Origin of the sequence: Actinomycetospora sp. NBRC 106375 (assembly GCF_030269665.1) — a bacterium.
Classification (GTDB): Bacteria; Actinomycetota; Actinomycetes; order Mycobacteriales; family Pseudonocardiaceae; genus Actinomycetospora.
This window is the reverse complement of the sequence record NZ_BSTS01000017.1, coordinates 74,401-96,172: the sequence shown is the minus strand read 5'-3', so window position 1 is coordinate 96,172 and position 21,772 is coordinate 74,401. Positions and strand designations below refer to the sequence as shown.

The following is a 21,772-nucleotide window of genomic DNA, read 5'->3' as shown; positions in this document are numbered from 1 at the left end:
TCCCCCGTCGTCGAACATCGAATCGCCGTGTGCGCTCCGTGTCGAGAGGGCGCGCTTGACCGGTCTGCTGCGATGACCTGGTGGGTGATCCATTGCTCGATCCCGCCGTCGGTCTCGACGCCCATGTGGCCGAGCGGCTCGGCGCGGAGCCCGTGCTCTGGCTCGGCACGGTCGACCCCGCGGGCCGGCCGCACACCGTCCCCGTGTGGTTCGCCTTCGACGACCCGGTGGTCACGGTGTTCAGCCGCCCCGACACCGCGAAGATCGGCCACCTGCGCGCCCACACCGAGGTCAGCGTCGCGCTCGACGACACCCACGGCGGCGGCGACGTCGTCACCGGCGGCGGCCGGGCCGCGCTCTCCGAGCTCGGGAAGGTGGAGCCGGCGCTCGACGCGTTCGGCCGCAAGTACGCGCCGTTGCTCGGCGACCAGCCCCTCGACGCCTGGCTCATGACGTTCTCGCTGCCGATCGTGATGACGCTCGAGCGGCTCGTGGTCTGGCGCGGGACGGCCGCCGGCCTCGAGTACCGCTCGCTACCCTCCCGCGGGTGATCACCCCGACCCGTCGCGCGGTGCTCCTCGGCGGGGTCGCGGCGCTCGCCGCAGGGTGCACGCGACCGACCGTGTCACCCGCCCCCGCACCCGTGCCCCCGCCCGACCCCGGGACGCTCCTCGCCGACCTCGAGCGGCGTTCGGGCCGCCGGATCGGGCTGGTCGCGCTGGACACCGCCACCGGACGGGCCGTGCGCCACCGCGCGGGCGAGCGCGTGCTGATGTGCTCGACGGCGAAGGTCCTCGTCGTCGGCGCGGTGCTGCGCCGGCGTCTCGACGACCCGGGCCTGCTCGACCGCAGGATCCGCTACACCCCCGCCGACCTCCTGGAGTACGCGCCGACGACCTCGCGGTCCGTCGCCACCGGCATGACCGTCGCCGCGCTGTGCGAGGCGGCGATCGTCGTCAGCGACAACACCGCGGCGAACCTGCTCACCGGCGTGCTCGGCGGCCCGACCGCGAGCACGGCGTTCGTCCGCTCCCTGGGCGACACCGTGACGCGCCTCGACCGCGTGGAGCCGGATCTCAACGAGACCGCACCCGGCGACGAGCGCGACACGAGCACGCCCGACGCCGTGGCGGCGGACGTGCGGGCGCTGGTGCTCGGCGACGGCCTCGATCCCGCGGGACGCGACCTGCTGACCGCGTGGATGGTCGCCACCACCACCGGGACGCAGCAGATCCGTGCCGGGCTCCCGCCGGGGTGGCGCGCCGGCGACAAGACGGGTTCCGGCGCGCAGGGCGAGAGCCACGACGTCGCGGTCGCCTGGCCGCCGGACCGGGCGCCTCTGGTGATCGCCGTGTACACGACCCCCGCCGACCCGGCGAGCACGAACGGGAAGGCGACGATCGCGGAGGCCACGCGGATCGCTCTCGGCGAACGCTGACGGGGCTCCCGCCGTCGCGTCCGACGCGGTAGGACGGGACGCGTGGAGTACACGGTCAGCCGGCACGTCGAGGCCGGGGCGGACGCGGTCTGGGCGGTGATCGCCGACGTCGAGCGGATGCCGCAGTGGACGCCGACGGTCCGGCGGGTGCGGATCGTCGAGGGCACGACGCTGGCGGTGGGCGCCCGGTTCCGCGTGGAGCAGCCCCGGCTGCCGCCCGCGACGTGGGAGGTCACCGAGGTCGTCCCCGGGCGGTCGTTCACGTGGTCGTCGCCGGCGCCCGGCCTGCAGAGCGTCGCGTGGCACGCGGTGGAGCCGACCGGCGAGGGCCGCAGCCGGATCACGCTGGGGATCCGCCAGACCGGGCCGCTGTCGTTCGTCGCCGACCTCCTCGGCGGGATGACGCGGCGCTACGTCGACACCGAGATCGCGGGGCTCGCCGACGCGGCGACGCGTTAGAGCTCCCGGGTGAGGTGGACGCTGTGCCGGTCGGCGCGGTACTCGCCGAACGGCGCGCACGGCACGAAGCCGTGGCGCGCGTAGAGCCGCCGGGCCGGGGCGAAGTGGTCCGCCGCGCCGGTCTCCAGGCTCAGCCGCCGGTAGCTGCGGCGACGGGCCTCGGCGACGACGTGCTCGACGAGCCGCGCGCCGACACCTCGCCCCTGGTGGGCCGCCGCCGTGCGCATCGACTTGATCTCGCCGTGGGTGGGGTCGAGCTCGCGCAGCGCGCCGCAGCCCAGCAGCGTCGCGCCGTCCCACACCGTCCAGACCGTCATGTCGGGGGCCCGCAGCCCCTCGAGGTCGAGCGCGTGCTTGCTCTCCGGCGGGGACACCGCGCGCATCTCGGCGAGGTGCTCGTCGAGCAGGGCGGCGATCTCGGGGCCGGCGAGGTCGTCGGTCCGGATCCTCACGGGACGATCCTCACGGGACGGGGGCGAGCTCCGGGCGCTTCGCCGTGCGCTCGTCGCCGGTGCTGCGGCCCTGCGCCCGTCGCTGGACCCAGGGCAGGAGGTGCTCGCGCGCCCACCGGACGTCCTCGGCGCGCCGGTGACCCCAGCTCGTGGGCTCGACGGGCGGCCACGGCGCGTGCCAGTCGATCTCCGGCGGCAGGCCGAGGACCTCGCTGACGCGGGCGGCGACGCGGGCGTGCCCGCTCGGGTTGAGGTGCAGGCGGTCGTCGGTGCGGGCGCGCATGTCCGACAGCGGCGGCATCACCCAGAGGTCGACGAGGTACGCGCCCTGCCGGTGCGCGATCTCGCGGATGTGGTCGTTCATCGCGGCGAGGCGCTTGCCGATGAGGTTGAGCAGCGGGCTCTCGCGGGTGTCGAAGCCGGTGAAGACCAGCACGTCGGCGCCCGTGGCGCGCAGCGTCGCGACCGCGCCCTCGAGACGCTCGGCCAGCGCGGCCGGGTCCGCGCTCGGGCGCAGCAGGTCGTTGCCGGCGGCGCAGACGCTCACGAGGTCGGGCCCCATGCGGACGGCCTCGGGCACCTGCGTCCGGATGATCGGGTCCAGCAGCAGCCCGCGGATCGCGAGGTTGGCGTACCGGAACCCCGGGTCCTCGCGGGCCAGACGGGCGGCGACGCGGTCGGCCCACCCCCGCTCCCGGCCGGTCGCCGGATCCGGGTCGCCGACGCCCTCGGTGAAGCTGTCGCCCAGGGCGACGTAGCTGCGCCAGCGGGTGGCGACGGTGTCGGTGTCGGCGGTGGTGTCCTGCTCCCCCTTCATGACCACGCCGGCGATTCTGCTCCCCGCCGGGACGGCCGCGGGAGGCGACTCCCGTTTCTAGCGACCGCCGGCCACGTCGAGGACGCTGCCCGTGCAGTACGACGCCTCGTCGCCGAGCAGCCACACGACGGCCGCGGCGACCTCGTCGGCGGCGCCTGCCCGGCCCACCGGCACCGCCGGCCCGATCCGGGCGACGCGGTCGGGCTGCCCGCCGGATGCGTGCAGCTCGGTGTCGATGATCCCGGGACGCACGACGTTGACGCGGACGCCCTCGTCGGCGACCTCCTTCGCCAGCCCGAGCCCCAGGGTGTCGACCGCGGCCTTCGAGGCGGCGTAGTCGACGTACTCCCCCGCGGAGCCCAGCCGGGACGCGGCCGAGGACACGAGCACGATCGACCCGCCCGGCCCGCCGTGCGCGGTCGAGAGGCGCCGGACGGCCTCGCGGCAGGAGACGACGGCGCCGACGACGTTGACGGCGAGCATCTCGCTCACGCGCCGGGCCGACATCGCGTCCACGCGGGACTTCGGGACGACGACGCCGGCGTTGACGACGACCCCGCCGAGCGGGCCCATCGCGTCGGCCGCGGCGAAGGCGGTCTCGACGTCGGCCTCGACGGCGACGTCGGCGCGGACCGCCGTCGCCTCGACACCGGCCCTCCGCGCCGCGGCGACCACCGTGTCGGCCGCCGGGGCGTCCCCGCGGTAGGTCAGGCACACCGACCAGCCCGCGGCCGCCGCCCGCGTCACGACCGCGGCGCCGATGCCCCGGCTGCCTCCGGTGACCAGGAGGACGGGGCTCGTGCGGCTCATACGGTGAACGCCAGCGACGAGTCGCGGCCGGCGGCCCGGGCCGCGCGGTGCTCGACGATCGTGGTGTGGTCGGCGAGCGAGCGGCCCTCGCCCATGCCGGCGAGTACCGCCGCCTCGGCGCGCTCGACCTCCTCGGCGCCCGCGAGCGCCGCGCGCAGCTGGTCGGGCGTCGCCACCGCGAGCCCGTCGTCGTCACCCAGCACGACGTCCCCCGGCCGCACCGGCACCCCGCCGAGCGCGACCGGGCCCTCGTCGACCCCGCGCGGATCGCGGGCGCTCCCGGACGCCGGCGTCGAGCCCCGCGCGTAGACGGGCAGCCCCAGCCGGCGCAGACCGGCGACGTCGCGGCAGTACCCGTCGATGACGACCCCGGCGAGACCGCGGCGCTTCGCCTCGGCGGCCACCAGCTCGCCGGCGACGGCGCGGGCGCCGCGCAGCGTGGTGACCACCAGGACCGACCCGGGCGGCGCCTCACCCGCGGCGAGCAGCACCGGGAGGTGGTCGTCGGGGGCGACGACGGTGACCGCGGGCCCGGCCATCCGCACGTCGGGCACCATCGCCCGGATCGCGGGGTCGGGCAGGAGGAAGGTCTTGTCGGCGTCGCACAGCGAGGACGTCGCGAGGGCACGGACGCGGCCGAGCTCGGCGGCGGTCAGGGGTTCCACGGCCCGCATGATGCTCGACGCGGACCCCGCGGGCGACCATGCTCGTCGCCTGTGCCGTCCCCCGTGATCCTCGAGGTGGCCGTCAACGGGGCCACCCCGCGCTCGGCGAACCCGCACGTGCCCGTGACTCCGGCCGAGGTCGCCGACGAGATGCTCGCCTGCGTCGCCCGCGGTGCGAGCATCGCGCACGACCACCACGAGGCGATGTTCGTGGACGACGGGGTGCACCCCGTGGAGCCGTATCTCGAGGCATGGTCGCCGGTGCTCGAGCGGTACCCGGATCTGCTGCTCTACGCGACGATGGCCGCCGGCGCCCGCGGCATCCCGATCGAGACGCGCTGGGCCCACCACGAGGAGCTCGCGCGCCGTGGTCTCGGGGGTCTGAGCCTCGTCGACCCCGGCTCGGTGAACCTCGGCCTGACCAGCGACGGGGCCGTCGCCCCGGCCGCCGCGCCCGGGCCGTACCAGAACAGCCTCGCCGACACCGAGCACATGTTCGCCCGCTGCGCCGCGCACGGCACCGGTCCGTCGATCTCGATCTTCGACCCGAGCTTCCTGCGCGTCGCGCTGACGATGCACCGGCACGGCCGGGTGCCGCCGGGCGCGATGGTCAAGCTGTACTTCGGCGGCGAGCTGGAGTTCGGGCTGCCGCCCACCGAGACCGCGCTCGAGGCCTACCTCGAGATGCTCGAACCCAGCGGGCTGCCGTGGTCGGTCGCGGTGCTCGGCGGCGACGTCGTCGCGTCCGGGCTCGCCGAGGCGGCGGTCCGCCGGGGCGGGCACCTGCGGGTCGGGCTGGAGGACTTCGCGGGTCCGTCCACGCCGACGAACACCGAGCTCGTCGACGGCGTCGTGGCCCTGCTCGCCGATCTCGACCGGCGACCGGCGACCATCGCCGAGACCCGCGCGATCCTCGGGGTGCCGGCGCGGTGAACGACGCCCTCGTCGACCGCCTCCGCGCCGCCGGGTGCGTGTTCGCCGAGGACGAGGCCGCGCTGCTGCGGATGGCGTACCACGAGGGGCGCGGCGACCTCGAGGAGCTGGTCGCCCGCCGGATCGGCGGGGAGCCGCTGGAGCAGGTCGTCGGCTGGGCGGAGTTCGCGGGGCTGCGGGTGGCCGTCGCGCCCGGGGTGTTCGTGCCGCGGCGGCGCAGCGAGTTCCTGGTGTCGTGCGCGCTGGCGGTGATCGGGCCGGGAGCGGTCGTCGTCGACGTGTGCTGCGGGACCGGGGCGATCGGCGCCGCCCTGCTCGCCGCCCGTCCCGATCTGGTGCTGCACGCCGCCGACGTCGACCCCGCGGCCGTCGCCTGCGCGCGCGCCAACCTGCCCGGCGCCGCGGGGATCCACACCGGCGATCTGCTCGACGCCCTCCCACCGGAGCTCGCGGGCGGCGTGGACGTGGTCGTCGCGAGCACGCCGTACGTCCCGACCGGCGCCGTCGCCGCCATGCCGCCGGAGGCCCGGGAGCACGAGCCGCTCGTCGCCCTCGACGGCGGGGGCGACGGCATCGACGTCGTCCGCAGGCTCGCGGCGACGGCGACGCGGTGGCTGCGGCCGGACGGTGGCCTGCTCGTCGAGTGCGCGACCCACCAGGCCACGGCGGCCCGTGACGCCCTGGAAGGCGTCGGTCTCCTGGCGATCGTCGCGCACGACGACGACCGCGACGCCACCGTCGTCGCCGGGGTCCCCGCTGACCCTGCGTGACCACGGGGTTGGTCAGCGACGTGCCGTCACGGACGCTGAGCGTCCGCAACAGCACGTCGCTGACACAAGGCGCCCGGCAGACGGTCACTCCCCGCGTTCGGCGGCGCGTTTGCGGCGCTTGCCCTCGTGCATCGCCTGGACGCGCGCGACGGGGATGGTCCGGCCCTCGGCGACGAGCTCGTCGGGCAGCGGCTGGGGCGCCGGACGGGCGGCCGGGTCGGCCCACGGGTCGGGGCGATCCGGCGCCGTGCGGACCGTGATCTCGGACGGGACGACGGTGGCGAGCTCGTCCCAGGACACCGGGAACGACACCGGCAGGCCGGGACGCACGCGGGGGCTGTAGACCGCGGCGATCGTGGAGCCGCCGGCGCGCGTGGGGTCGACGAACACCTTGCCGCCGCGGTCGGCGCGGATGAACGCCGTCGTCGCGACGTCCGGGTCGAGGCGCTCGACCCGGACGGCGAGCGCCCGGGTGGCGCCGGCGACGTCCTCGTGGGTCGGGCCCGGCGCGAGCGGGACCAGGACGTGGACGCCCTTGGCGCCCGTGGTCTTCACGACGCCCGCGAGGCCGGCCTCGTCGAGCGCGCGGCGCACGAGGTGGGCGGCCGCGACGACGGCGCCGAACCCGGCGTCCTCGGGCGGGTCGAGGTCGAGCACGAGGTGCTCGGGTGTGCCCATCGTCGCGGCGCGGACGAGGGTCGGGTGGTACTCGACGGCGCGCTGGTTGGCGAACCACAGCAGGGTGCGGCGGTCGTCGCACAGCGCGTAGGCCACCTCGCGGTGCGAGGTCTCGGCCCAGAACGACACCGTGCGCACGAAGTCCGGCGCGTACTTCGGGACGTTCTTCTGCATGAACGGCTTCTGCCCGCGCAGCGCGCGCACCACGGACAGGGGCCGGCCCTCGAGCGCGGGCAGCAGGCGCGGCGACATCACGTCGAGGTAGTCGACGAGCTCGCGCTTGGTCACCCCCGCGCCGGAGAACAGCTCCTGATCGAGGTTCGTGAGGGCGACGCCGTCCCGCTCCTCGGCGGGTCCGCGTCCGGGGGATCCCGTTCCGGCCACCGCGTCACCTTCCTGCTCAGGGGCACATCGGGCAAGGATCCGTGACACGGCGGGGGGTCCCGGTCGCGCGCCACCGCAGTGAGAGAGTCCCGGCCCGGCAGCGCGGGAGACCACGGAGCGCATCCGGAGCGTCACCCCGAGGGACCACCCGGACAGACCACTCGTCCGTGGGAGCCGCGGTGCCGTTGAGAGGGATGCGCCGCCGACACCCGTCGCGGCGCGAACCGTCCGAGAGGAGCACGGTGGGTCAGCACACGTGGATGGGCATCGCGGCTCGCGCGGAGGGGACGCGCCACCGCCTGGGCGGGCGCGTCGTCGCGATCGTCCTCGGCCTGGTCGCGATCGCGGGTCTCGGCGGCGGTGCCGTCGCGATGGCCGCGCCCCGGGCGGCCATGCCGTGCGAGGACAACATCAAGGCCTGCGCCCGCCTGTCGACGAACGAGGCGTGGCTCTCCGACGGCAAGGGCAACATCATCCGCGGCCCGGTCCGGATGAACCACGGCTCGCCCGGCAACGAGACGCCCACGGGCTTCTTCGCCGTGCAGCGCAAGGAAGAGGTCCACCTCTCCAAGGAGTACAACAACGCGCGCATGCCGTGGGCGGTCTTCTTCGACGGCAACGGCCGCGCGTTCCACGGCGGTGACCCGGCCCGCCAGTCCGCGGGCTGCGTCCGCATGGCCGACCCCGACGCCCAGGCCTTCTTCAACAGCCTGAACGTCTACGACCGCGTCCAGATCGTCCCGTAGCCATGTGAGCGGAATTCCCGGCTATAGCCGGGAATTCCGCTCACGTACGCAGGCGCAGGGAGCGCAGGCGGTTCAGGGCGGCGGCGACCTCGTGGCGGCGGGGGCGGGCGAGGTCCTCGGAGCGGCCGTCGAGCAGCGCCTCCAGCCCCCGCCGGCCGAGCTCCGCGTCGAGCAGGTCGAGGCCCTCGGCCAGCGTGATCGTCCCGTCGAGGACGCCGTCGCCCAGCAGCGCCAGCGCCCGCCCGATGCCGGCGACCTGCGAGCGATCGGTGATCTGCTCGACCGCGGTCAGGTCGATGTCGTCCTCGCCGAACGTCAGCCGGTCGCGGCCGCGGGCGGTGACGCGCCGCTTGCCCTTGGCCGTCGGGTCCAGCGATGCCGGGTCGACGACGCGCGGGGCCACCGCGGGGAAACCCGTGTGCTCCACGGTGCGCGACGGGCCGGCCGCGGCGATCTCGTGGGCGCGCGCGGTGACGTCCGAGGCCCGGTAGGCGTCCATCATGACCACGGTGTCGGCGACGCCGAGGTAGTCGCCCGACCCGCCCATGACCAGCACCGTCGACACCCCCCGCTCGGCGTGCAGCGGGCGCACCCGCTCCACGAACGGCACGAGCGGCTCGGTGGCGATCAGCTGCTGCATCCGCCCGTCGCGGATCATCATGTTCGTCGCCGAGGTGTCCTCGTCGATGAGCAGCACGTCCGCGCCCGCCTCCACCGCCTCGACCGTCGACGCGGCCTGGCTGGTCGACCCGGACGCGTTGGTCGTCGAGAAGTCGTCGGTGGGCTCACCGGAGGGCAGGTGCGCGACGAACGCCGAGACGTCGTCGTGGATCACCGCGCGCCCGTCCTCCGCCCGCAGCTTCACCGCGTCCGGCCGGGTGACCACCTGCTCGCGGCCGTCGCCGGGCACGTGGTCGTAGACGCCGGCCTCCAGCGCGCGCAGCAGCGTCGACTTGCCGTGGTAGCCGCCGCCGACGATCAGGGTGACGCCGTCGGGCACGCCCATCCCGGTCACGCGGCCGGCGTTCGGCGTCTCGAGCGTCACCGCCAACGACGACGGCCCACCGAACGGCGTCGCGGCCTCCATCGGCCGGTCGTCCACGCCGCTGCGCCGGGGCAGCACCGCGCCGTCGGCGACGAACGCGACGAGCCCGCGATCGGCCAGCGCGCCGCGCAGCGCGACCGCGTCCTCGACGGTCTCGACGAAGGCCCGCGCCGCGTCCTGGTCGACCGACGACCACGACAGCGCGGTGCGCGCCGCGTCCGGGAGGGTCGCGCCGAGCAGCGTCGCCGCCTCCTTGCCGAGGACACGCCGCTTCGGCCCGGGGAACGGCACGCCGACCTCGACGGTGACGGCGCCCCCGGCGTCGACGACGCCCGCGCTGCGCTCGAGCACCTCGGGCCCGCCCGCGTCGACGTGCACCGGGGTGCCCCGCAGCGCCCGGCGCAGCCCGCGCAGCAGGAAGCCCGCGAGCGCGCGGCGCCGGTCGGGGGTGGCGACGAGGTCGGCGGGGATGCCGGTGTCGTCGACCGTCAGGCGGACCCGGCTCGGTGGCGCGAACGGGTCGGCCTGGACACGGAGGACCTCCAGGTCGATACCGGACACGTCCCAGCGGCCGGACAGCGACTTGTAGCGCCCGTAGCTCGCACCATCGAGGGAACGCAGGGCGGCGGCGAGATCGTCACGGCGGGACATCGACGGCCGGAGTGCCCATCACGGACACGTGGCAACCCGCCGCGACCTGGGACGTCCTACGGAGAAACCGATCACCTTCCACGACCCGACCCCGATGCGCAGCAGCGAAGTTGCGCCCGCCATAGTGGAAAGAGACCCGACACAGACGTCGTGCACCGTCGGCGCGGAGCCGCTGCGCCGCCCACCTCCGGGGGGAGCACCCGTGATCGTCCTCGGCCTCTCAGGCCTCCCGCACTCGCAGGACCACCTTCGCCGTACGCACCCGGGCATCTCGAAGCTCGACGAGCGCATCTGCCAGGGGCTGGACAGCGCGGCGGCGATCATCGTCGACGGCCGGCTCGTCGCCGCGGCCGCCGAGGAGCGGTTCACCGGCGACAAGGGCACCGGCGCGCTGCCGCTGTCCGCCATCGACTACTGCCTGCGCGAGGCCGGCGTCACCCGCGACGACGTCGACCTCATCGCCCACGGCTTCGACTACGAGCGCCACCGCCGGGCCTTCGAGATCACCGGCGCACCGTTCGACGAGGTCTACGCCGGCGCGACGGTGATCGACGGACTCACCGAGGCCGGCTGGACCCGTGTCGCCGAGCGCTTCCGCCCCGTGCGCCACCACGTCTCCCACGCCGAGTCGGCCCTGGCGCCCAGCGGCTTCGACTCCGCGCTGGTGGTGGTCAGCGACGGCATGGGCGAGGCCGAGTCGATGACCATCTACCGGGCCGCCGGCGGCGAGCTGGAGAGCCTGCACACCCAGTCGATCGCGACGTCGCTGGGCATCCTCTACGGCATCGCGACGCGGTTCCTGGGCTTCCAGTTCAACTCCGACGAGTACAAGGTCATGGGCCTCGCGCCCTACGGCGACCCGGAGCGCTTCCGGCCGGTGTTCGAGAAGCTCGCGCGCTTCGACGCCGACCGCGGCGCCGTGGTCGTCGACTGGCCGGCCGGCGCCCTCGCCGAGCCCGAGAACGGCTACCCGCACGCCCGGGCGCTCCTCGCCGAGGCGGCGTTCACCCCCTCCGAGCCCGACGGGTCGATCCAGCGCGACGAGGCCGACTTCGCCGCGTCGCTGCAGGCCCGGCTCACCGACCTGCTGGTCGACCTCGTCTCGTACTGGCTCGAGCGCACCGGCGAGCGGCACCTCTGCCTGGCCGGCGGCACGTTCCTCAACTGCAAGTCCAACCAGTCGATCGCCGACCTGCCCCTCGACGGGATGTTCGTGCAGCCCGCCTCGGGCGACGACGGGTCGGCGCTGGGCGCCGCGTACCACGTCGCCCGCACCGAGGGCGGCGGGCTCGCCCCCGTGACCGGGCCGTTCGACCCGTACCTCGGCCCGCAGTACACCGAGGACGACGTCCGCGCCGCGCTCGAGGCCCGCCCCGACCTGACCTGGCGCTACGTCGGGCAGACCGACGAGTACTTCGCGGCCGCCGCCGACGACATCGCCGCCGACCGGATCATCGCCTGGTTCTCGGGCCGGATGGAGTTCGGCCCGCGCGCGCTGGGCAACCGCTCGATCCTGGCCCGCCCCGACGGCGAGCGGATCAAGGACCGGATCAACGGCGCGGTGAAGTTCCGCGAGGCGTTCCGGCCGTTCGCGCCCGCGGTGCTCGACGCGGACGTCGACCGCCTGTTCGTGACGCGGAACTTCGAGCCCGACCGCTACATGCTCTGCACCGCGCACGTCCGCCCCGAGGCCCGCGGGACGGTCGACGGGATCGTCCACGCCGACGACTCGGCGCGCATCCAGACCGTGCGCCCGGACCTGGCGCCCGGGTTCCACCGCCTGCTGACCGGCGTGCGGGAGCGCACCGGCGCCGGCGTCACGGTGAACACCTCGTTCAACGTCAAGGGCCAGCCGCTGATCATGGACCCGGCGACGGCGATCGACACGTTCGCCGGGATCGCACTCGACCGGCTCTACATCGAGGGCTTCGTCGTGGAGGGGAAGACCCAGTGACCCTGACCGTCTACTCGACCTGCCCGCAGTCCAAGGACGTCGCGCCCGGCGAGTACCTCGACGCCGTGGCCGCGACGGCCCGCTGGAGCGAGGAGGCGGGCTGCGCAGGGATGCTCGTCTACACCGACAACTCGATCGCCGACCCGTGGCTGGTCTCCCAGACCGCGATCGCGGCGACCGAGCGGCTCGCCCCGCTCGTCGCGGTGCAGCCGGTGTACATGCACCCGTACACCGCGGCGTCGATGGTGTCGTCGCTGGCGTACCTGCACGGCCGGTCGGTGCACCTGAACATGCTCGCGGGCGGGTTCAAGAACGACCTGGTCGCGCTCGGCGACCGCACCGAGCACGACGACCGCTACGCGCGCACCGTCGAGTACACCCAGATCCTCACCGGCCTGCTGCGCGGCGAAACCGTGACGCGTGACGGTCGTTGGCACCAGGTGGAGAACCTCAAGCTCGCGCCGGCGTGCCCGCCGGAGCTGATGCCCGAGGTGCTCATCTCGGGGTCGTCGCCGGCCGGGCGCGCTGCGGCCGAGGAGATCGGCGCGACGCCGATCCGCTACCCGGAGCCGCTGGCCGAGACCGACCCGGCCGACGCCCCGAGCGGCGGCGGGGTGCGGATGGGGATCATCGCCCGCGACGACGCCGACGAGGCCTGGCGCGTGGCGCACGAGCGCTTCCCGGCCGACCGCACCGGTCAGGTCGCCCACGCGATGGCCATGCGCGTCTCGGACTCGCACTGGCACCACCAGCTCGCGCGCCGCACGAAGACCGCGACCCCGCCGGCCGAGCTGGGCAGCGAGCCCGAGCCGTACTGGCTCGGCCCGTTCGAGAACTACCAGTCCTTCTGCCCGTACCTGGTCGGCTCGCACGACCGCGTCGCCGCCGAGGTCGCCCGCTACCTCGAGCGCGGCGTCGAGGTGTTCGTGCTCGACATCCCGCCGGACCCCGAGGACCTCGGGCACGCCGGCGAGGTGTTCTCCCGGGCGGGCGCGGCGGTGGGCGCGTGACCGCGTTCGACGGGGCGACCCACCTGCAGGACCTCCTCGCGTCGTCCGCCGAGCGCCACGCCGACCGCACCGCGATCGTCGGCGCCGACGAGACCATGACCTACGCCGAGCTCGACGGCGCGGTCAACCGGATCGCCCACGTGCTCCTCGCGCACGGCCTGCGGCCCGGCGGCCGGGTGGGCGTGCTCGCGGAGAAGGCGCCGTGGACGATCGCGGCGCTCATCGGGACGCTGCGCGCTGCCGGTGCCTACGTGCCGATCGACCCGGCAGGACCGGCGTCGCGGGTCGCGCGCATCGTCGCGGCCGCCGAGCCGGAGATCGTGCTCGTCGACGCGGGCTCGCGCCCGCTGCTCGACGAGGTCCTCGCCGAGCTGCCGCCCGACGCTGCGCCGGTGATCGGCGCGCTCGACACGCAGGACGGGGTCGCGTTCACGCGCGCCGACCTCTTCGGGGCCTCCGCCGACGCGCCGGGCGTCGCCCCGGTCGACCTCGCCCACCTGCTGTTCACCTCGGGCTCCACCGGTGTGCCCAAGGGCGTGATGATCACCCACGACACGGTGCTCGCGTTCGTCGACTGGGCGGTGCGCCACTACGGCACGAAGCCCGGCGACCGCGTCTCCGGGCACCCGCCGCTGCACTTCGACCTGTCGACCTTCGACATCTACGGGACGCTGTCCGCCGGCGCCGAGCTGCACCTCGTGCCGGCGTCCCTGGGCGTCGACCCGCGCGCCACCGCGGGCTTCATCCGCGACCGGGCGCTCACGCAGTGGTTCTCGGTGCCCAGCGTGCTGACCTACCTGGCCCGCTTCGAGGCCGTCGCGCAGGACGACTTCCCCGCGCTCGAGCGGCTCCTGTGGTGCGGCGAGGTGCTGCCGACCCCGGTGCTCGCGCACTGGATGCGCCGGCTGCCCCACGTGCGCTTCTCCAACCTCTACGGGCCGACCGAGGCCACGATCGCGTCGAGCTTCTACGACGTGCCGGAGGTCCCCGCCGACGAGACGGTGCCGGTCCCGATCGGGCGGGCCTGCGACGGCGAGGAGCTCCGCGTGCTCGACGAGACCATGGCGCCGGTGCCCCCGGGCGAGATCGGCGACCTGTGGATCGGCGGCGCCGGGCTCTCGCCGGGCTACTGGCGCGACCCGGAGAAGACCGCGGCGGCGTTCCGCCCGGACCCCTCCGGTGAGCGGCTCTACCGCACCGGCGACCTCGCGCGGGTGGACGACCGGGGCGTGACGCACTTCCTGGGACGCGCCGACTCGCAGATCAAGAGCCGGGGCTACCGCATCGAGCTCGGCGAGATCGAAGCGGCTCTCGCCACGGTGCCGGGGATCCGCGAGCTGGCCGTGGTCGGCGTCGACACCGGCGGCTTCGAGGGCACGACGATCTGCTGCGCGTACTCGGTGGCCGAGGGGCACGTGCTGCCCGCCACCGACGTGCGCCGCCAGGTCGGCGAGCTCGTCCCGAAGTACATGGTCCCGGCGCGGTGGGCCGAGATGGACGACCTGCCCCACAACGTCAACGGGAAGATCGACCGGCCGGCGCTGCGGGAGCACTTCGCGCCCGTGGGTGCCGCGACAGGAGGACGCTGACGATGCCCGACGCCACCACCGGTGCGTTGACCGACCAGCTCACCGACCTCGTCCGAGACCGGCTCGGTGTCGAGGTGCCGTCCTCGGACACCGACCTCGTCGCCGACGGCCTGCTGGACTCCCTGGCCCTGGTCACGCTCATCGTGGGGATCGAGGACACGTTCGGCTGCCGGCTGCCGCTCGACGACTTCGACATCGACCGCTTCCGCAGCGTCGACGCGATGGCCGCGTTCCTCACCGAGAGCGGGGTGACCGCGTGAGCGCGCCCACGGCGGACCAGGCCGACCTCGGCGAGATCGACGGGCACCTCTCGGCGGTGCTGGAGGCGCTCAGCGCGCCCCCGGCCGACCGCGATCCCCTGCTGTGGGCGGCGCACGAGGCCGCGCTGTGCGCCCGGGAGCTGCTCGCGATGCGCACCGGCGGCGACGAGGCCGACTGGGCCTCGGTGCTCGCGTCGGCGCGGGCCTCGATGGCCGCGGTGTCGTACGCCCGCCGGGAGGCCGGTTCCTAGAGCCGCCGCGGGCCGCTCGTAGGCTCGCGCCGTGATCGTCGGCCTGACCTTCGCGGTCCTCGCGCTCGCGCTGGCGTGGGCGCTGTGGTGCGCGGTCTCCGCGATCGTCGGTCAGGCCCCCACGATCCGGCACCGCATCGGGCTGCTGGTGCTCGAGGCGGTCGCGCTGGTGCAGGCGCTGGTGCTCGTCGTCGGCCTCGTCGTGGTGGGTGGGCGCACGACCGGCGCCGTCGTCGAGATCGTCGGCTACCTGATCGCGACCCTGGTGGTCCTGCCGATCGGGGCGGCGCTGGCCCACGGCGAGCGGACCCGGTACGGCTCGGTGGTGCTCGCGGTCGCGGGGGTCACGCTCGCCGTGCTCTCCCTGCGGACCGGGCAGGTCTGGACGGTGACGGGTGCCTGAGCGTCGTCTGAGTGCCGGCCCGGGCCGCGTGCTGCTCGTCGTCTACGTCGTCTTCGCGATCTCGGCGGGCGCGCGGGCGCTCTACCAGATCGCGGTGCAGTTCGAGCGCGCGCCGGAGGCCTACCTGCTCTCGGCGTTCGCCGCCGCCGTGTACCTCGTCGCCGCGGTCGCGCTCGGGCGCGGCGCCCGGCGGGTCGCGCTGGTCGCGGTGATCGTGGAGCTCGTCGGCGTGCTCGGGATCGGGACGCTGTCGCTGCTGCGTCCCGAGGACTTCCCCGACCCGACGGTGTGGTCGGACTTCGGCATCGGCTACGGCTTCGTCCCCGTCGTCCTGCCGATCCTGGGCCTGCTCTGGATCCGCCGCGTCTCCCGTACGTGAGCAGTTGGCGCCCCTATGAGGGCGGCCAACTGCTCACGGAGGAGCGCGATGAAGGCCTCGGGCTGCTCCAGGTTCGGATAGTGGGCGGCGCCGGGGATCGCGACGACGCCGCCGTCTGGCGCCTCCGCGGCCAGCTCCCGGGCCAGGCGCCGGTGGTCGGGCCAGTCGAGCTCGCCGACCACCGCGAGGACCGGCACCGCCAGCGCCGACGCCTGCTCCCGGGCGTCCGCCACCGGCGTCGGCGGCACCGGCGGGCCGTCGGGGACGTGGCGCCGCAGCGTCGTCCGGGCCATCTCGCGGACGGGGTCGACCACGGCGGGGTCGATGTCGGCGAGCGCGCGGTCCGGGCCGAAGCCCAGCCGCAGGAAGATCTCCACCCACGCGTCGGGGTCGCGCTCCTGCTCGGCGCGGGCCCAGCGGGTGAACAGGTCGAGGATCCCGGGGTCGCGGAAGTCGGGCTCCCCGGCGCCCGCGCCGCTGACGACGAGCCGGTCGACCAGCTCCGGCGCCTCGAGGGCGACGTCGACGGCGGTGCGCGCCCCGAGCGAGATGCCCACGAGCGTGGCCGGGCCCGTGTCGAGAGCGCGCAGGAGGGCGACGACGTCGTCGACGTGGCGGAAGGGCACGTCGGGGGTCGGCGACCAGCCGTGCCCGCGCAGGTCGAGGGCGACGACGCGGCGGCTCCGCGCGAGCTCGGCGACCTGGGGCGTCCAGAGCCGGTGGTCGAGCGCGCCGGCGTGCAGGAGGACGACGGGCGGGCCGTGGCCGTGGTCGAGGTGGTGGAGCATGACACCCAAGGTGTCATGTCTCGGACCATGTGACAACATGGGTGTCATGACCGACCCCGGGGCCCGGCTGGCCGAGGTGTTCGACGTGCTCGGCCCGCTCTACCGCCGCGGCGTACGGGCCGTGGAGCGCGAGGGGGGCATGCCGGTCGGCGTGCGCGCGGTGCTCGACGCCCTCGCCGGGTGCGGGGCGACGACGGTGCCGGCGCTCGGGCGCACGTTCGCGCTGAGCCGCCAGTTCGTCCAGCGCTCGGTCGACGACGCGACCGGCCGGGGCTGGGTGCGCACGCGGGAGAACCCGGCGCACCGCCGCTCGGTGCTCGTGGAGCTGACCGCCTCCGGGGAGCAGGTGCTCGCCGACGTGCGCGACGGCGAGCGCCGGGAGCTCGCGGCCGCCGGCGCCGACCTCGACCCCGCCGACCTCGACGCCTGCCTGCGCGTGCTCCGGACCCTCAGCGCGCGCCTGCTCGACCACCCCTTGTGAGCGGAATTCCCGGCCCTGGCCGGGAATTCCGCTCACGTACTCCGGTCAGCCCAGACCCGTGCCCGCGACGCCGCGGCGCCAGTAGCCGTCGAGGTCCACGGCGGCGGTGGGGAGCAGCGCGCGCAGGCGCCGGCGCACGGGGCGCAGCGCGCCGGCCTCGGCACCCATCCACGCGAACCCCTCCCCCGCCGGCGCGACGAACGCGGCGACGGCGTCGTCGAGCAGGGTCGTCGTGCCCGGCGCGGCCCCGTCGCGGTGGCGCCGGTCGACCGTCACGTGCTCCGGCAGGTCGCCGAGGTAGGCCTCCTCGGCGGCGTCGGCGACCTCCACGACGACGTGCACGGGCACCGTCGGCAGCTGGTCGATCCAGCGCGCGAGTGCCGGCAGCGCGGTCTCGTCGCCGCCGAGCAGGTACCAGTCCCGCGGCGCGACGACGGCGCTCGACCGCGGGCCGTAGAGCCACAGGGCGCCCCGCGGGTCCTCGGCCCAGGTCCCGGCGAGCCCGCCGCCGTGGCGCACGAGGTCGACGTCGACCGTCCCGGCGGCGGGGTCGAGCCGGCGCAGGGTGTACTCGCGGTAGGGCCGGGGCGCGCCTGCCGGCGGGGCGACCAGTCCGCGCGCGGAGAAGTGTGGCTCGGGCGGCTCCTCGCCCGGGGCCGGCGGGAAGAAGAGCTTCGCGTGGTCGGTCGGGCCGGCGACGGGCAGGTCGTGCAGGTCACCGGCCAGGCGCACGCGCCGGATGCGCGGGGTCACGTCGAGCGTCTCGACGACCTGGACACGCCGCGGCCGCCGGGCGTGCTCAGAGTGCTCGACGTGCGAGACGACCGGGGCGTCGCGGACCACCATGGCCACCAAGCTAACGAGCGCGCCCCGCCGACCTCGCCCGTACCCGTCACCGGGCGGGCGAGGGCGACCGCCGACCACGGCGCGGCGGGCCCGTCACACCCCCTGCTCCTGCGACGCGGTGAACATCGCGACCAGACCGCGCGGGGCGTCGTCGCCGAACATCAGCTCGTAGAGCTCCGAGCCGTCGGCTGCGGCCGCCTCGCCGCGGACGAACATCGCCTCCTCGTACGCGGCGAGCGCGGCCTCGACGTCGTCGGGGTGCGCGGCGAGGGCCTGCCCGAGCTCGGCGCCGTCCTCCATCGCGATGTTCGCGCCCTCGCCGTTCGGGGGTGCGAGGTGGGCGGCGTCGCCGACGAGCGTCACGCCGGACACGCGATCCCACCGGTGCCCGATCGGCAAGGTGTGCAGCGGGCGCAGCACGGGATCGGTGTCGCTGTCGGTGATCAGCGCCGTGAGCTCGGGCGCCCAGCCCTCGAACTCCCGCGCGACGGCCGCCGTGGCCGCCGCCGGGTCGTCGAAGTCGATCCCGCCGAACCACTCCCGCGGCCGGGACAGCGCGACGTAGGTGTGCAGGGTCCCGCCCGTCTCCCGGTGGGCCTGGATGCCCTGGCCCGGCGCGAGCGCCATGAGCGAGCCGCCGCCGACGACCGCCGCCGCCGCGGGGTGGCGGGTGTCGCCGTCGTGCAGCCAGGTCTCGACGAAGGAGCGCCCGCTGTACTCCGGGGTCGCGTCGGAGAGCAGCGGCCGGACCCGCGACCACGCCCCGTCGGCGCCGACGAGCAGCTCCGTGGTGACGCTCGTGCCGTCGGCGAAGACGATCTCGTGACGGCCTCCGCCGAGCGGGCGCACCGCGCTGACCTTGTGGTCCCAGCGGACGACACCCGCCGGCAGGGAGTCGAGCAGGAGGCGGCGCAGCTCGGCGCGCTGCACCTCCGGGCGCCCGCCCTCCCCCTCGTCGGCGACGTCGAGCAGCACGGTGCCGTCCGGCTCCAGGACGCGCATGGCCTCGCGGCCCTCGAGGACGAGCGCGCGGAACGGCTCGGTGAGGCCGGCGGCCTCGAGGGCGGGCTGGCCGTTCTCGGCGTGGATGTCGAGCATCCCGCCCTGGGCGCGGGACGTCGGCGAGGGTTCGGCCTCGTAGACCGTGACCCCGACGCCGTGGACGTGCAGGACGCGGGCCAGGACGAGCCCGCCGAGGCCGGCGCCGATGATCGTGACGTGGGTGGTGGTCATGGTGATTACCCTCTCTGGAATATCGTTCCAGAACTAAGATTGGAACGCCGCTCCAGAGATGTCAAGATGAGGCATGGCACGACGATCGGAGGCGCTGACCCGCGCACGCATCGTGGACGCGGCGGTGGAGCTGCTGGACGCCGCCGGCGAGGGCGGGCTGACGTTCCGGGCCCTCTCGCAGCGGCTCGCGACCGGCCCCGGCGCGATCTACTGGCACGTCGCGAACAAGGACGAACTGCTGGCCGCCGCGACGGACGCGGTGGTGGACGCCGCGCTGACCGACGAGCCCTCGGCGGCGTCCCCGCAGGACGCCGTCCGCGCGGTCGCCCTCGGCCTGTTCGACGCGATCGACGAGCATCCCTGGGTCGCCGGGCAGCTCTCCGCCAGCTCCTGGCAGGCGACCACGCCGCGCATCTTCGAGAGCGTCGGCCGGCAGGTCCGCGCCCTGGGCGTGCCGCAGCGGGAGTGGTTCACGGTGGCGTCGGTGATCGTGCAGTACATCCTCGGCGCCGCCGCGCAGAACGCCGCGAACGCCCGGATCCTCGGCCCCGACGTCGACCGCGAGGCGTTCCTCGGCACGGTGTCGACCACGTGGGAGGAGCTCGACCCCGAGGACTACGCGTTCACCCGCACCGTCGCCGACCAGATGCGCGAGCACGACGACCGCGAGCAGTTCCTCGCGGGGATCGACCTCGTGCTCACCGGCGTGACGACGACCCACCCGCCGCGCTAGTCGCGCACCCGGTAGCGCAGGTGCACCGCGCCGCTCGCGAACCGGCGCTCGCCGATGAGGTCGAGGGACAGGCGCAGGCCGTCGGGGACGAAGCGCGTCCCGCCGCCGACGACGACCGGGAGCACCACCGGCGCGATCTCGTCGACCAGGCCGGCCGCGAGCGCCGCCGACGCGAGCCCCGGGCCGTCGACGGTGACGTCGCCGGCCTCCTTGAGCACCTTCACGGCGTCGGCGTCGAACTCCCGCTCGATCCGCGTCCGCGCGCTCGAGACGGCCTCGAGCGTCCGGGAGTAGACGATCTTGTCGGCTGCCTGCCAGGTGCGGGCGAACTCCGCCATCTCCGGCGGCTCGTCCGGCAGCTCGTGGGCGGTCTCCCAGAAGACCATCGTCTCGTACATCCGCCGCCCGTAGAGGAAGGTGCCGACGTCGCGGACGGACTCCTCCATGGCCCGGTGGAGCTCCAGGTCCTCGGTGATGCCCCAGCCGAACTCGCCCTCGGCGTCGGCGGTGTAGCCGTCGAGCGTGGTCATCATCGAGTAGATCAGCCGACCCATCGCCGCACCTCTTTCTGATTGCATTCTGCAAGTGGTCCGGAGCGTAGCGGTTCGTGCTACATCTCTCCGAATGCTTCACGACCTCGTCGACGCGGTCGGCGCCGAGCACGTGGTGGCGGGCGACGACCCGAGGGTCGCGGACCTCTGCCGCGACGAGGCGCTCGGCGTCCCCGCCGGCAAGCCCGCGTACGTGGTGTGGCCCGCGGGCCGCGACGAGGTCGCGGCCGTCGTCCGGGTCGCGCGGGCGGCCGGGGCGAGCGTGACCGCGCGCGGGGCCGGCACGGGCCTGTCCGGCGCCGCGACGCCCGACGACGGTGCCGTGCTCGTGTCGTTCGCGCGGATGGACCGCGTCATCCAGCTCGACCCGGTCGACGCCGTGGCCGTCGTCCAGCCCGGCGTCACGCTCGGAGACCTCGACGCGGCCGCGGGCGAGCACGGGCTGACCTACCCCGTGCACCCCGGCGAGCTCTCCGCGTCGGTCGGCGGCACGGTCGCGACGAACGCGGGCGGGATGCGCGCCGTGCGCTACGGCGTCACCCGCGCGCACGTGCTCGGGCTGGAGGCGGTGCTCGCCGACGGGTCGGTCGCCCGCACCGGGGGGCGGCTGGTGAAGGTCTCGTCGGGCTACGACCTCACCCAGCTGCTGATCGGCTCGGAGGGCACGCTGGCGCTGGTCACCGAGGTCGTCGTCCGGCTCCACCCGCAGCTGCCCGCACGGCGCACGGTGCTGGCCCCGTTCCGCTCGGCCGAGGCGGTGACCGCCGCCGTCGGGCAGGTGCTGGCGTCCGGGCTCGCGCCCTCGGTGTGCGAGTACCTCGACGGCCCGACGATGCGGGCGGTCTGCGACGCCGCCGACCTCACGCTGGGCCTGCCCGACGGGCTCGTCGACGCCGACCACCTCCTGATCGAGCTCGCCGGCCGGCGCCAGGAGCGGGTCGACGAGGACGCCGAGGAGCTCGCGGAGCTGCTCGGCGTGGCCGGCGCCGCCGACGTCTTCGACCTGGCCGCCGGGTCGGCGCGGCGGCTCGTCGAGGCGCGGGAGCGGGCGTTCTGGGCGGTCAAGGCCGCGGGCGCCGACGAGATCGTCGACCTGGTCGTGCCGCGCTCGGCCATGGCGACGTTCCTGGCCCGCGCCCGCGCCGCCGGCGACGCGCACGGCGCCCGGGTGCTGGGCTGCGGCCACGCGGGCGACGGCAACGTGCACCTCGCCGTGTTCCAGCCCGACCCCGCGCGCCTGGCCGCGACGCTGCACGACGTCCTCGCCGCCGGCGTCGCACTGGGTGGCGCGATCTCCGGCGAGCACGGCGTCGGACGCGCCAAGGCCGGACACCTCGCCGACCTCGGCGACCCCGTTGCGCTCGACGTCGTCCGGCGGGTCCGGGCGGCCCTCGACCCGGAGGGCACGCTCAACCCCGGCTGCGGGCTGCGCCGCTAGGGTGGCCG

The 21,772-nt window shown here is 75.2% G+C and carries 26 protein-coding genes; 16 read left to right on the top strand and 10 right to left on the bottom strand.

Annotated elements, in window-relative coordinates; genetic code table 11:
- Positions 1–80: 80 nt before the first annotated feature.
- From QSK03_RS24865 to QSK03_RS24855, 3 genes are read left to right on the top strand one after another with little or no spacing between them, the layout of a single operon-like run.
- Complete coding sequence (locus QSK03_RS24865) at positions 81–551, top strand: pyridoxamine 5'-phosphate oxidase family protein (protein ID WP_285657751.1); 471 nt, start codon at positions 81–83, stop codon at positions 549–551.
- A complete protein-coding gene (gene bla, locus QSK03_RS24860) occupies positions 548–1,438 on the top strand; it encodes a class A beta-lactamase (RefSeq protein WP_285657750.1) in 891 nt (296 codons plus the stop codon). Before QSK03_RS24865 ends, bla begins: the two co-directional genes overlap by 4 nt.
- 42 nt (positions 1,439–1,480) lie before the next feature.
- Positions 1,481–1,897: an SRPBCC family protein gene (locus QSK03_RS24855; RefSeq protein ID WP_285657748.1), complete on the top strand. Its 417-nt coding sequence runs from the start codon at positions 1,481–1,483 to the stop codon at positions 1,895–1,897.
- Here QSK03_RS24855 and QSK03_RS24850 read toward each other — a convergent pair.
- From QSK03_RS24850 to QSK03_RS24835, 4 genes are read right to left on the bottom strand one after another with little or no spacing between them, the layout of a single operon-like run.
- Positions 1,894–2,349: a GNAT family N-acetyltransferase gene (locus tag QSK03_RS24850; RefSeq protein ID WP_285657747.1), complete on the bottom strand. Its 456-nt coding sequence runs from the start codon at positions 2,347–2,349 to the stop codon at positions 1,894–1,896. The genes QSK03_RS24855 and QSK03_RS24850 overlap by 4 nt on opposite strands.
- Positions 2,350–2,359: 10 nt before the next feature.
- Positions 2,360–3,166 carry an SGNH/GDSL hydrolase family protein gene (locus QSK03_RS24845; protein WP_285657851.1) on the bottom strand — a complete coding sequence of 269 codons (807 nt, stop codon included), beginning with the start codon at positions 3,164–3,166 and terminating at the stop codon, positions 2,360–2,362.
- A 57-nt stretch (positions 3,167–3,223) separates the two neighbouring features.
- Positions 3,224–3,976, bottom strand: a complete 753-nt coding sequence (locus QSK03_RS24840; RefSeq protein WP_285657745.1) for an SDR family oxidoreductase — start codon at positions 3,974–3,976, stop codon at positions 3,224–3,226.
- The gene (locus QSK03_RS24835) at positions 3,973–4,641 is read right to left on the bottom strand and encodes an RraA family protein (protein WP_285657744.1); all 669 of its coding nucleotides are present in this window, start codon (positions 4,639–4,641) and stop codon (positions 3,973–3,975) included. Before QSK03_RS24835 ends, QSK03_RS24840 begins: the two co-directional genes overlap by 4 nt.
- 51 nt (positions 4,642–4,692) lie before the next feature.
- Between QSK03_RS24835 and QSK03_RS24830 the strand changes: the two genes are divergently transcribed.
- Positions 4,693–5,574: a beta-keto acid cleavage family enzyme gene (locus QSK03_RS24830; protein WP_285657743.1), complete on the top strand. Its 882-nt coding sequence runs from the start codon at positions 4,693–4,695 to the stop codon at positions 5,572–5,574.
- Positions 5,571–6,344: a putative protein N(5)-glutamine methyltransferase gene (locus QSK03_RS24825; RefSeq protein ID WP_285657742.1), complete on the top strand. Its 774-nt coding sequence runs from the start codon at positions 5,571–5,573 to the stop codon at positions 6,342–6,344. Before QSK03_RS24830 ends, QSK03_RS24825 begins: the two co-directional genes overlap by 4 nt.
- Before the next feature lie 84 nt (positions 6,345–6,428).
- On the opposite strand, the gene ligD is transcribed toward QSK03_RS24825, so the two are convergent.
- Positions 6,429–7,406 carry a non-homologous end-joining DNA ligase gene (gene ligD / locus QSK03_RS24820; RefSeq protein ID WP_285657741.1) on the bottom strand — a complete coding sequence of 326 codons (978 nt, stop codon included), beginning with the start codon at positions 7,404–7,406 and terminating at the stop codon, positions 6,429–6,431.
- A gap of 242 nt (positions 7,407–7,648) precedes the next feature.
- On the opposite strand from ligD, the gene QSK03_RS24815 reads away from it, so the two are divergent.
- Positions 7,649–8,152 (top strand): L,D-transpeptidase, encoded by a 504-nt coding sequence (locus QSK03_RS24815; RefSeq protein WP_285657740.1) that lies wholly within the window; start codon positions 7,649–7,651, stop codon positions 8,150–8,152.
- A gap of 40 nt (positions 8,153–8,192) precedes the next feature.
- Here QSK03_RS24815 and QSK03_RS24810 read toward each other — a convergent pair whose 3' ends face one another.
- Complete coding sequence (locus QSK03_RS24810; protein WP_285657738.1) at positions 8,193–9,848, bottom strand: ABC-ATPase domain-containing protein; 1,656 nt, start codon at positions 9,846–9,848, stop codon at positions 8,193–8,195.
- A gap of 202 nt (positions 9,849–10,050) precedes the next feature.
- On the opposite strand from QSK03_RS24810, the gene QSK03_RS24805 reads away from it, so the two are divergent.
- Genes QSK03_RS24805 through QSK03_RS24775 form a run of 7 tightly spaced genes read left to right on the top strand, consistent with a single transcriptional unit; the run spans position 10,051 to position 15,694 of the window.
- Entirely contained in the window at positions 10,051–11,802 is a 1,752-nt protein-coding gene (locus QSK03_RS24805) for a carbamoyltransferase family protein (protein WP_285657736.1), read from the top strand.
- Positions 11,799–12,812: an LLM class flavin-dependent oxidoreductase gene (locus tag QSK03_RS24800; protein WP_285657735.1), complete on the top strand. Its 1,014-nt coding sequence runs from the start codon at positions 11,799–11,801 to the stop codon at positions 12,810–12,812. Before QSK03_RS24805 ends, QSK03_RS24800 begins: the two co-directional genes overlap by 4 nt.
- A complete protein-coding gene (locus QSK03_RS24795) occupies positions 12,809–14,401 on the top strand; it encodes an amino acid adenylation domain-containing protein (RefSeq protein WP_285657733.1) in 1,593 nt (530 codons plus the stop codon). Before QSK03_RS24800 ends, QSK03_RS24795 begins: the two co-directional genes overlap by 4 nt.
- Before the next feature lie 2 nt (positions 14,402–14,403).
- The gene (locus QSK03_RS24790; RefSeq protein WP_285657731.1) at positions 14,404–14,661 is read left to right on the top strand and encodes an acyl carrier protein; all 258 of its coding nucleotides are present in this window, start codon (positions 14,404–14,406) and stop codon (positions 14,659–14,661) included.
- Positions 14,658–14,912 (top strand): hypothetical protein, encoded by a 255-nt coding sequence (locus QSK03_RS24785; protein WP_285657729.1) that lies wholly within the window; start codon positions 14,658–14,660, stop codon positions 14,910–14,912. The genes QSK03_RS24790 and QSK03_RS24785 overlap by 4 nt, the downstream gene beginning before the upstream one ends.
- Before the next feature lie 31 nt (positions 14,913–14,943).
- Positions 14,944–15,315 carry a hypothetical protein gene (locus QSK03_RS24780; protein ID WP_285657727.1) on the top strand — a complete coding sequence of 124 codons (372 nt, stop codon included), beginning with the start codon at positions 14,944–14,946 and terminating at the stop codon, positions 15,313–15,315.
- The gene (locus tag QSK03_RS24775) at positions 15,308–15,694 is read left to right on the top strand and encodes a hypothetical protein (protein ID WP_285657725.1); all 387 of its coding nucleotides are present in this window, start codon (positions 15,308–15,310) and stop codon (positions 15,692–15,694) included. The genes QSK03_RS24780 and QSK03_RS24775 overlap by 8 nt, the downstream gene beginning before the upstream one ends.
- Here QSK03_RS24775 and QSK03_RS24770 read toward each other — a convergent pair.
- On the bottom strand, positions 15,625–16,482 hold the full coding sequence (locus QSK03_RS24770) for an alpha/beta fold hydrolase (protein WP_285657723.1): 858 nt from the start codon (positions 16,480–16,482) through the stop codon (positions 15,625–15,627). The genes QSK03_RS24775 and QSK03_RS24770 overlap by 70 nt on opposite strands.
- Positions 16,483–16,528: 46 nt before the next feature.
- Here QSK03_RS24770 and QSK03_RS24765 point away from each other — a divergent pair, with 46 nt between their 5' ends.
- Positions 16,529–16,963: a MarR family winged helix-turn-helix transcriptional regulator gene (locus QSK03_RS24765; protein WP_285657719.1), complete on the top strand. Its 435-nt coding sequence runs from the start codon at positions 16,529–16,531 to the stop codon at positions 16,961–16,963.
- Between the two features lie 45 nt (positions 16,964–17,008).
- Here the strand turns inward: QSK03_RS24765 and QSK03_RS24760 are convergent, their stop codons facing one another.
- Positions 17,009–17,809: a siderophore-interacting protein gene (locus tag QSK03_RS24760; protein ID WP_285657718.1), complete on the bottom strand. Its 801-nt coding sequence runs from the start codon at positions 17,807–17,809 to the stop codon at positions 17,009–17,011.
- A 93-nt stretch (positions 17,810–17,902) separates the two neighbouring features.
- Positions 17,903–19,042, bottom strand: coding sequence for an FAD-dependent oxidoreductase (locus tag QSK03_RS24755; RefSeq protein ID WP_285657716.1), 1,140 nt, complete (start codon positions 19,040–19,042; stop codon positions 17,903–17,905).
- A gap of 73 nt (positions 19,043–19,115) precedes the next feature.
- Here QSK03_RS24755 and QSK03_RS24750 point away from each other — a divergent pair, with 73 nt between their 5' ends.
- Positions 19,116–19,775 (top strand): TetR/AcrR family transcriptional regulator, encoded by a 660-nt coding sequence (locus tag QSK03_RS24750; RefSeq protein WP_285657714.1) that lies wholly within the window; start codon positions 19,116–19,118, stop codon positions 19,773–19,775.
- Here the strand turns inward: QSK03_RS24750 and QSK03_RS24745 are convergent.
- Positions 19,772–20,329 (bottom strand): dihydrofolate reductase family protein, encoded by a 558-nt coding sequence (locus QSK03_RS24745; protein ID WP_285657712.1) that lies wholly within the window; start codon positions 20,327–20,329, stop codon positions 19,772–19,774. The two genes, QSK03_RS24750 and QSK03_RS24745, sit on opposite strands and share 4 nt — an antisense overlap.
- 70 nt (positions 20,330–20,399) lie before the next feature.
- Here QSK03_RS24745 and QSK03_RS24740 point away from each other — a divergent pair, with 70 nt between their 5' ends.
- Complete coding sequence (locus QSK03_RS24740; protein WP_285657710.1) at positions 20,400–21,764, top strand: FAD-binding oxidoreductase; 1,365 nt, start codon at positions 20,400–20,402, stop codon at positions 21,762–21,764.
- The last annotated feature ends 8 nt before the right edge of the window (positions 21,765–21,772 follow it).